Annotated in this window: 10 protein-coding genes and 2 riboswitches; of the genes, 5 read left to right on the top strand and 5 right to left on the bottom strand. The window is 71.6% G+C overall.

The features are described from left to right. Positions 1 to 30: 30 nt before the first annotated feature. Together ACFWGZ_RS36215 and thiE are read right to left on the bottom strand one after the other, a co-directional pair. Positions 31 to 792, bottom strand: a complete 762-nt coding sequence (locus ACFWGZ_RS36215; RefSeq protein ID WP_382456103.1) for a dioxygenase — start codon at positions 790 to 792, stop codon at positions 31 to 33. A gap of 31 nt (positions 793 to 823) precedes the next feature. Beyond that, positions 824 to 1462 (bottom strand): thiamine phosphate synthase, encoded by a 639-nt coding sequence (thiE, locus tag ACFWGZ_RS36220; protein WP_382456104.1) that lies wholly within the window; start codon positions 1460 to 1462, stop codon positions 824 to 826. Between the two features lie 26 nt (positions 1463 to 1488). Beyond that, a riboswitch (TPP riboswitch) is annotated at positions 1489 to 1600 on the top strand. On the opposite strand from thiE, the gene ACFWGZ_RS36225 reads away from it, so the two are divergent. The 4 genes from ACFWGZ_RS36225 (at position 1586) to ACFWGZ_RS36240 (ending at position 4036) form a co-directional block, all read left to right on the top strand. Further along, positions 1586 to 2551, top strand: a complete 966-nt coding sequence (locus tag ACFWGZ_RS36225) for an FAD-dependent oxidoreductase (protein WP_382456105.1) — start codon at positions 1586 to 1588, stop codon at positions 2549 to 2551. It overlaps the preceding riboswitch by 15 nt. Further along, entirely contained in the window at positions 2548 to 2748 is a 201-nt protein-coding gene (gene thiS, locus ACFWGZ_RS36230; RefSeq protein ID WP_382456106.1) for a sulfur carrier protein ThiS, read from the top strand. The genes ACFWGZ_RS36225 and thiS overlap by 4 nt, the downstream gene beginning before the upstream one ends. 1 nt (position 2749) lies before the next feature. Next, complete coding sequence (locus ACFWGZ_RS36235) at positions 2750 to 3505, top strand: thiazole synthase (RefSeq protein ID WP_382456107.1); 756 nt, start codon at positions 2750 to 2752, stop codon at positions 3503 to 3505. Between the two features lie 75 nt (positions 3506 to 3580). Next, positions 3581 to 4036 (top strand): MarR family winged helix-turn-helix transcriptional regulator, encoded by a 456-nt coding sequence (locus ACFWGZ_RS36240; protein ID WP_382456108.1) that lies wholly within the window; start codon positions 3581 to 3583, stop codon positions 4034 to 4036. Positions 4037 to 4091: 55 nt separating this feature from the next. Here the strand turns inward: ACFWGZ_RS36240 and thiD are convergent, their stop codons facing one another. The 3 genes from thiD to ACFWGZ_RS36255 all read right to left on the bottom strand — a co-directional run bounded on the left by thiD (position 4092) and on the right by ACFWGZ_RS36255 (position 7971). Next, on the bottom strand, positions 4092 to 4907 hold the full coding sequence (gene thiD, locus ACFWGZ_RS36245) for a bifunctional hydroxymethylpyrimidine kinase/phosphomethylpyrimidine kinase (RefSeq protein WP_382456109.1): 816 nt from the start codon (positions 4905 to 4907) through the stop codon (positions 4092 to 4094). Beyond that, entirely contained in the window at positions 4904 to 6541 is a 1638-nt protein-coding gene (gene thiC / locus ACFWGZ_RS36250) for a phosphomethylpyrimidine synthase ThiC (RefSeq protein ID WP_382456110.1), read from the bottom strand. Before thiC ends, thiD begins: the two co-directional genes overlap by 4 nt. Then, a riboswitch (TPP riboswitch) is annotated at positions 6536 to 6658 on the bottom strand. Its footprint overlaps the gene before it by 6 nt. Positions 6659 to 7368: 710 nt before the next feature. Continuing rightward, entirely contained in the window at positions 7369 to 7971 is a 603-nt protein-coding gene (locus ACFWGZ_RS36255; RefSeq protein WP_382456111.1) for a LysE family translocator, read from the bottom strand. A gap of 72 nt (positions 7972 to 8043) precedes the next feature. Between ACFWGZ_RS36255 and ACFWGZ_RS36260 the strand changes: the two genes are divergently transcribed. Then, positions 8044 to 8982, top strand: coding sequence for an aldo/keto reductase (locus ACFWGZ_RS36260; protein ID WP_382456112.1), 939 nt, complete (start codon positions 8044 to 8046; stop codon positions 8980 to 8982). Positions 8983 to 9073: the final 91 nt, after the last annotated feature.

Below are 9073 nucleotides of genomic sequence, written 5' to 3' on the forward strand. Positions count from 1 at the left end.
GGTTCGCCACCCTCGTGCTCGAAGGCGCGGCTAGCTGAACTGCACCGACCGCTTCGACAGGCCGTACCAGAAGCCGTCGACGCTGGTGCGGGCCTTCTCGTCGCTCGCGGCGCCCAGCGCCACGAACAGCGGTGCGAAGTGCTCGGTCCGCGGGTGCGCGATGCCGGCCGCGGGGGCCTTCCGCTGGAAGTCGAGCAACGCGTCCACGTCGCCGTCGGCCAGTTGCCGGTGCGCCCAGTCGTCGAACTCCCTCGACCACGACGGCGGCTCGTAGTCCGGTCCCGCCGGGAAGTTCACGCAGCTGAGGTTGTGCGTCATGAAGCCGCTGCCGACGATCAGGACGTTCTTGTCCCGCAACGGCGCGAGCTTGCGGCCGACCTCGTGCAGCTCGCGCGGGTCGAGGGTGGGCAGCGACATCTGCAGGACCGGCACGTCCTCGTCCGGGAACATCTCCTTCAGCGGCACGTAGGCGCCGTGGTCGAGGCCGCGCGCCTCGTCCTGCTCGACGTGGCCGCCGAGCAGCTTGCGGACGTCGTCGGCGAGCTCCGGTGCGCCGGGTGCGGCGTAGGTGACCTCGTAGTACCGCTGCGGGAAGCCCCAGAAGTCGTAGACCAGCGGCACGGTGGTGGTCGCGCCGATGGTCGTCGGCGCCTCCTCCCAGTGCGCGGAGACCATCAGCACGGCCTCCGGGCGCGCAAGGGTGGCGGACCAGTCCCTGAGCTCTCTGGTCCACGTCTCGTCGTCGGCCAGCGGGGGTGCCCCGTGGCTCAGGTACAGAACTGGTGCGCTCACGTCTCCGAGGGTACGCCGTTTAGTTCAAATTTCAACGATCAAGTTCGGATTTGAACATCTCGGCGGCGCGGCGCGGGGCCTCGGCGTCGGTGATGGCGCGGACGACGACCACGCGGGTGGCGCCGGCCGCCTTGACCTCGGGGAGGTTCACGAGGTCGATGCCGCCGATCGCGAACCACGGCCGGTCGGACTTCGTGGCGCGGACGAGGTCGAGTCCGGGGGCGGGACGGCCGGGCTTGGTCGGGGTCGGCCAGCACGGGCCCGTGCAGAAGTAGTCGACGCCGGGTTCCCCGGCCGCCGCGCGCATCTGCTCGACGTCGTGGGTGGAGCGGCCGATCGCCATGTCGTCGCCGATGATCCGGCGGGCGAGCGGAACCGGGAGGTCGTCCTGGCCGAGGTGCAGCACGTCCGCTCCCACGGCGTGCGCGATGTCGGCGCGGTCGTTGACGGCCAGCAGCTTCGCGTGGCGTTCGGTGGCCTCCGCGAGGAGTTCGATCGCCGCGATCTCCTGCTTCGCCTCGAGCGCCTTGTCCCGCAGCTGGATGACGTCGACGCCACCCGCGAGGACCGCGTCCGCGAACTCGGCGAGGTCCGGCCGGTCCGGTGTGCAGAGGTAGAGCGTCGCGTCGGCGAGTCGTTGCCTGATCAGGTTTCCGTCGAGTCCTGGCACGCACGCACGTTAACCGTTATGTTGAAACCGGTCCGCACGGGAGCCTGGAGAACACCGGGCTGAGAGGGAGCGTGGTTCGCTCCGACCGTCGAACCTGATCCGGGTCATGCCGGCGCAGGGAGCGTGAATGCCTTGAGCAGTGTGGAAGTGACCGTCGTCGGTGGCGGTGTCGTCGGCCTGTCCGCGGCCTTGGCCGCGGCGCGCGCCGGGTTCTCCGTCTCCGTGCGCGACGTGGGGTCGCCGTACGGCGGTTCGCGGGTGGCGGGTGGCATGCTCGCGCCGGCGACGGAGGCGTGGCCGGGCGAGGAAGACGTGGTGGCACAGGGGGTCGAGGCCCTCGCGATGTGGCCGGACTTCGCCGCGTCGATCGGCGTGCCGCTCTTCACCGCGGGCACGCTGGCCGTCGGCGTGCAGCCGGGCGACCTCGCCGACCTGCGGCACTCGGGGGAGTTGCTGACCTCGCGGGAGATCCGCGCCCTCGAGCCCTCGCTCGGGCCTGCGGTGCGCGGGGGCGTGTTCGCCGCCGGAGACCTCGCCGTCGACAACCGGCTGCTGCTCTCCGCGCTGTGGAAGGCCTGCCGGGCCGCCGGAGTGGTGTCCGATGTGGACGGACGGGTGACGGTGATCGCCGCCGGGGCGTGGAGCGGTGAGCTGCACCCGGCGCTGAAGGACGTGATCCGCCCGGTGAAGGGCGAGATCCTGCGGCTCACCCACCGGCCGGGCGCCTTGCCGCCGCCGAAGCACACCATCCGCGCGCTCGTGTCGGGACGCCCGGTGTACCTGGTGCCGCGCGACGACGGCCTGGTCGTCGGCGCCACCCAGTACGAGGCCGGGTTCGACACCGACGTGTCCGTCGCCGGCGTGCGGGACCTGCTGCGGGACGCGGAAACCGTGCTGCCGGGCATCGCGGAGTACGCGCTGGCCGAGGCCGCCGTCGGGTTCCGCGCGGGCAGTCCCGACAACCTGCCCGTCGTGCGGTGGCTCGGCCCGGATGTCATCGCGGCGACCGGCCACCACCGCAACGGACTGCTGCTGGCGCCGCACACCGCGCGCCTGGTCGTCGGGCTGCTGCAGGGAGGAAGTTCGTGAAAGCACAGGTCAACGGCACCCCGCGCGATCTCGCCGACGGCACGTCGGTGGCGGCGGTGGTGGAGCTCGTGGGCGCGCCGTCGTCCGGTGTGGCGGTGGCGCTCGACGGCGCCGTGGTGCCGAGGGCGTTGTGGGAGAAGACGATCGTGCCGGACGGCGGCGTGGTCGAGGTGCTGACCGCGGTCCAGGGAGGCTGACGTGGACGACCCGTTGACCATCGCGGGCCGGGAGTTCCGGTCGAGGCTCATCACCGGCACCGGCGGTGCCGCCAACCTCTCGGTGCTGGAACGGGCCCTGGTCGCGTCCGGCACCGAGCTGACGACCGTGGCGATGCGCCGGGTCGACTCCGCCGGCCGGACCGGCGTGCTGGAGTTGTTGCGGCGCCTGGGGATCGAGGTCCTGCCGAACACCGCGGGCTGCCGCACGTCCGCGGAGGCCGTGCTGACCGCGCAGCTGGCGCGCGAGGCCCTGGAGACGAACTGGGTCAAGCTCGAGGTCGTGCACGACGAGGAGACCCTGCTGCCGGACCCCGTGGAGCTGCTCGACGCGGCCGAGCGGCTGGTGGCCGACGGCTTCGTGGTGCTGCCCTACACCAGCGACGACCCGGTGCTGGCGCGGAAACTGGAGGACGTGGGGTGCGCCACGGTCATGCCGTTGGGCTCTCCCATCGGTACGGGCCTGGGCATCCGCAACCCGCACAACATCGAGCTCATCACGGCGCGGGCGTCCGTGCCGGTGGTGCTCGACGCGGGCATCGGCACCGCGTCCGACGCCGCGCTCGCGATGGAACTCGGCTGCTCAGCGGTGCTCCTGGCGACGGCCGTCACCCGGGCGCAGGACCCGGAACGCATGGGCGCCGCCATGCGTTGTGCGGTCGAGGGCGGACGTCTGGCGCGCTTGGCCGGCCGAATTCCGCAGCGCTTTTGGGCCCAAGCGTCTTCGCCGGGCCGCTGAGGTCGCTACCGTGGGTACTCACGTGTTGGGGGATGATTGACAACTACCTGAATCCGCCGAGGAGGACGACAAGCCGTGACGGCCCCCATTGACGCCGAGGTCGAGGACGCGACCGCGCGCCTGTACCTGGCGATCGGCCGGCTGGCCCGGTTGCTGCGACGCACCGGTTCGCCCGGACTCGGCCCCGGCGCGGTCTCCGCGCTCGCCACCCTCGCGCGCTGCGGCCCCATGCGCCTGGGCGACCTCGCGAACAAGGAGGGCGTGGCACCCCCGACGCTCTCCCGCATCGTCGCCGCGCTGGTCGAGGCCGGGTACGTGAAGCGCGAACCCGACCCGCAGGACGGCCGCGCCTGGCTCGCCACCCCCACGCCCGAGGGCGAGACGATGGTCTCCGGCGTGCGGTCCGCGCGGGTGCGCGAGCTGCAGCGCCGCATCGAACAGCTCACGCCCGAGCACGTCACCGCGCTGGTGAACGCGTTGGACGCGCTGGAGACGCTGGTCGGCGAGGAGTCGAAGGGCGCACCCGCGTAGGCCGGACGCGGCGGTGGCGCCCGCAGGACGCCGGGCCGCCACCACCTCGCTGTCGTCAGCCGGCGAGCCTCCAGAACGGTGACACCGGTCCGGTGCCCGCGCCCAGCGGGTAGGCCGCCGCCACCGACCGCACGATGAAGTCCTTGCCGAACCGCACGGCCTCCGGCACCGACGCGCCCCGCGCCAGCGCCGCGCTGATCGACGACGCGAGCGTGTCGCCGGAGCCGTGCGTGTGCTCGGTGTCGTAACGAGGTCCGGGCAGCTCCGTGAACTCGCGGCCGTCGTAGAGCAGGTCGAGGCACTCCGGGTCGTCCCACATGTGGCCGCCCTTCACGAGCACCCACTCCGGGCCGAGCGCGTGCAGCGCTTCCGCCGCCACGCGCTGGTCCGCGCGGTCCTTCACGGCGATCCCGGTGATGAGCCGCACCTCGTCGAGGTTCGGCGTCACCAGCGTCGCCCGCGGGAAGAACAGGCCCCGCAAGGCGTCCAGCGCCGAGTCGGCCAGCAGCGGGTCGCCGTGCATCGACGCCGAGACCGGGTCGACGACGAACGGGGTGCGGCCGCGGCCGATCCCGACGCGGTCCAGTGCCGGCGTGACGGCCTCGATGATCCGCGCGGACGCCAGCATGCCGGTCTTCGCGGCCTGCACGCCGATGTCCTCGGCCACCGCGACGACCTGCGCCGCGACGGTGTCCGGCGGGATCTCGTGCACACCCGTGACACCGAGCGAGTTCTGGACCGTCACGGCGGTGAGCGCCACGCAGCCGTGCACCCCGCACGCGAACAGCGTGCGGAGGTCGGCCTGGATGCCCGCACCACCGCCGGAATCGCTTCCGGCGATGGTGAGCACCCGCGGTGGTGCGCCGGTCACGAGGTCTCCACGACCGGGAGGTAGACCTTGTTGCCCGTACCGGCGAACTCGCCGGACTTCTCCGCCATGCCGGCCTCGATGGCCTCCACAGTGGACAGTCCGCGTTCCTCGGCGTAGCGCCGCACGTCCTGCGTGATCTTCATGGAGCAGAACTTCGGCCCGCACATCGAGCAGAAGTGCGCCGTCTTCGCCGGTTCCGCGGGCAGCGTCTCGTCGTGGAACGCGCGCGCGGTGTCCGGGTCGAGCGACAGGTTGAACTGGTCCTCCCAGCGGAACTCGAAGCGCGCCTTCGACAACGCGTCGTCCCAGTCCTGCACGCCGGGGTGGCCCTTCGCGAGGTCCGCGCTGTGCGCCGCGATCTTGTAGGTGATCACGCCGGTCTTCACGTCGTCGCGGTTGGGCAGGCCCAGGTGCTCCTTCGGCGTGACGTAGCAGAGCATCGCGGTGCCCAGCCAGCCGATCTGGGCCGCCCCGATCGCGGACGTGATGTGGTCGTAGGCCGGTGCGATGTCCGTGGCCAGCGGCCCGAGGGTGTAGAACGGCGCCTCGCCGCACCACTGCTCCTCGAGCCGCACGTTCTCGGCGATCTTGTGCATCGGCACGTGGCCGGGACCCTCGATCATCACCTGGACGTCCTTGGCCCTGGCGATGTGCGTGAGCTCGCCCAGCGTCCGCAGTTCGGCGAACTGCGCCTCGTCGTTGGCGTCCGCGATGGAACCGGGCCGCAGCCCGTCACCCAGCGAGAACGTCACGTCGTAGGCGCGCAGGATGTCGCAGAGCTCCTCGAAGTGCGTGTAGAGGAAGCTCTCCCGGTGGTGCGCGAGGCACCACGCGGCCATGATCGACCCGCCGCGCGAGACGATGCCCGTGACGCGCTTCGCGGTGAGCGGCACGTACCGCAGCAGCACGCCCGCGTGCACGGTCATGTAGTCGACGCCCTGCTCGCACTGCTCGATCACGGTGTCGCGGTAGACCTCCCACGACAGCGCCGCCGGGTCGCCGTTCACCTTCTCCAGCGCCTGGTAGATCGGCACGGTGCCCACGGGCACGGGGGAGTTGCGCAGGATCCACTCGCGCGTCTCGTGGATCCGCTTGCCGGTGGAGAGGTCCATGATCGTGTCGGCGCCCCAGCGGGTCGCCCAGACCATCTTCTCGACCTCGTCCTCGATCGACGACGACACCGCGGAGTTGCCGATGTTGGCGTTGATCTTCACGAGGAACTTCTTGCCGATGATCATCGGCTCGGCCTCGGGGTGCTTGCGGTTCAACGGGATCACCGCACGTCCGAGGGCCACCTCCGTGCGCACGAACTCCGCGTCGAGGTTCTCCCGCGTGGCGACGAAGCGCATCTCCGGGGTGGTGATCCCGGCCTTCGCGTACGCGAGCTGGCTGACGGCTCCGTTGATCGGTTCGCGTGCGGCGACCCACTCGGCCCTGCGCGCGGGCAGTCCACTGTGGACGTCGATGGTCGCGTTCTCGTCGGTATACGGACCGGAAGTGTCGTAGAGATCGACATGGTCGCCGTTGGTCAGTTCCACCCTGCGGAAAGGCACACCTTCGCGGTACACCTTGCGCGACCCCGAGATCGGGCCGGTGGTCACACTGGGCTCGACCGAACGGTCGTCTAGTGCCATCACGACATTCCTCCCTACGCCGGCATTACCCGGTCAGGTTCAGGCGGTCGGTGACACCGGCACGACGGCCAGCCACCCTCTCAGCCCGCTCAGGCGCGAGCTCCCGCGTTCTGTGTTGAGTTGTCGAGACCCGACCATAGTCAGCGCGCGCCGCGGCTGCCAAGGGCGCGATTTGCCCCTAATCTTCTCCCGTGGCGGATCATCAGCCGTTCCCGCCCGGCGCGCGTCGCGGTCAACGTCCCGCCGTGGTCTCGGCATGCCCTTCGTGCGGTGAGCTGGCGGGACGCGGCTACCCGGACTGCGGGTTCTGCGCCGAGCTGCTCGACCAGTTCTGGCTCGCCGACTGGGAGGCGCTGCGGACGTCGTCGCAGCTCGCCGACCGGGAACTGGCCGAGCTGGTGACCGCGGCCGACGTCGGCCAGTACCCGTGGACGTGCGTGGACTGGGCGATGACGCTGCTGGCGTGCTCGCGCTGCGGTGCCGAGCTCGGCACCGGGCCCGTCGAGTGCGTGCGGTGCGCGGTCACGGAGGAGCGCCGGTGGAACTGGGACCACTCGGCGCACCCGTCCACGATGAGCGCGAACGAGCACCTGCTCCGCGTCGCCCGCGCCGCCCTGCGCGCCCCCCACCGGCGCCGGCCGGCCGTCGTGCAGGCCTGGCAGCTGGTGCTGCCGTTCCTGATCGCCGGCGAGGTGGTCGAGTTCGGCCGGCTGGACCGGATCCGCGCCCACGTGCTGGCGGGGGGCTACGCGACGATGGCCGCCTGCCACACGTTCGCCGAGCTGGCGGGGCTGCCCGAGCTGTTCTGGCGCCGGGGCGACCCGATCTCATCGCGGGTCGAGTACCAGCCTGACTCCGAGCGCCAGCAGCACGCCGCCCGACAGCTTCTCGAGAGCAGTGCGGACCCGCGGGCGGCCGAGCCAGCGGCGGACGGTGTGCAGGACGGCCACGACGACGAGGTACCAGACCGTGTCGACGACGACCCAGAGCACGGCGAGGAGGAGCAGAACCCCCTTGCCGGCCTGCCCGGCAGGCACGAACTGCGGTAGGAACGAGATCGCGAACACGCCGAGCTTCGGGTTGGCCAGGTTCACGACCAGCCCGCTGCGGAACGCGCGGCTCGCGGGCGGCGGTTCGTCGGTGGGCCGACCCTTGCCGACCAGGGCCTTCACGCCCAGGTAGATCAGGAAGGCCGCGCCCGCGATCCGCAGGCCGTGGTAGGCGATCTCGGACGCCGTGAGCAGGACACTGAGCCCCAGTGCGGCGGCGACGGCCCAGCAGGCGACGCCGACCTCCATGCCGGACACCGTCGCCAGCGCGGCCCTGCGCCCGTGCACCGACTGTCGCAGGACCACGGCGGTGCCGGGTCCTGGCGACAGTGCGATGAGGAACGAGGCCGCCACGAAGGCGACGATGTTTTCGAGTGGCATGCCTTGAATGGTGGCCCGTGCCCGCAACCCGTTTCTTGACCTGGAGCGCGCTCCAGGATGTTCGGTGGTGGCATGACCTTGGAACTGGGGAAGCTGGGATTCGGCACGTGGGCCATGGGCGGCCCGTTCTCGGGCCCGGACGGCCTGCCCGTCGGCTGGGGACCGGCCGACGACGCGGAGTCGGAGAAGGCGCTGCGGCGGGCGGTCGAGCTGGGCGTGACGCTGTTCGACACGGCCGACGTGTACGGCTGCGGGCACGCCGAGACGGTGGTGGGGCAAGCGCTTGCGGGCATGCGTGACCAGGTGCTGATCGCCACGAAGTGGGGCTGCGGGTTCGACGCTGAGCAGCGCCGGATGACCGGGAACGAGGGGTCCGTCGCGTACCTGCGCCGCGCCGTCGAGGGGTCGTTGCGGCGACTCGGCACCGACCGGATCGACCTGTACCAGCTGCACGTCGGCGACCTCTCGTACGAGGAGGCCGGGCCGCTGCGCGACGAGTGCGAGGCGCTGGTCGCGGAGGGCAAGATCCGCGCGTACGGGTGGAGCACGGACGACGTCGAGCGGGCGCGGTTCTTCTGCGAGGGCGAGCACGGGATCGCCGCGCAGGCGGACATCAACCTGCTGTTCGACAACCCGGAGATGTACGCGGGCGAGTTCGCGGTGCTGTGCCGCCGCCCGCTCGCGATGGGGCTGCTGGCGCGGGAGACGTTCCCCGAGCTGCCGGCCGACGACGTGCGCGTCACGAACCCGGCGTGGCTGCGGTTCTTCGTCGACGGCAAGCCGGCGCCGTCGTACTTCGCGGCGCGGGAGGCCGTGCGGGACGTGCTGACCTCCGGCGGCCGCACGCTGGTGCAGGGGGCGCTGGCGTGGTTCTGGGCGCGTTCTCCCCGGCTGGTGCCGATCCCCGGCGTGCGGACGGTCGCCCAGGTCGAGGAGAACGCGGGTGCGCTGGCGTCCGGTCCGCTGACCGCGGCCGAGCTGGCGCAGGTGGAGTCGGTGCTGAGGGGCTAGTTGTACTGACCTGAGAGGTTGGGAACGCGGCTGGCGGGTGGTTGGCCGTTGAGTGCGGTGTGACCGCGGTGGTGATTGTAGGTGTGTAGCC

The sequence above is a fragment of the Lentzea sp. NPDC060358 genome (genome assembly GCF_042725365.1).
Taxonomy (GTDB): Bacteria; Actinomycetota; Actinomycetes; order Mycobacteriales; family Pseudonocardiaceae; genus Lentzea.

Bases quoted from the DNA above. Each gene is read 5' to 3' on its own strand.
- thiC (WP_382456110.1), bottom strand. From the start codon at position 6,541: ATGGCACTAGACGACCGTTCGGTCGAGCCCAGTGTGACCACCGGCCCG.
- ACFWGZ_RS36255 (WP_382456111.1), bottom strand. From the start codon at position 7,971: ATGCCACTCGAAAACATCGTCGCCTTCGTGGCGGCCTCGTTCCTCATC.
- ACFWGZ_RS36260 (WP_382456112.1), top strand. From the start codon at position 8,044: ATGACCTTGGAACTGGGGAAGCTGGGATTCGGCACGTGGGCCATGGGC.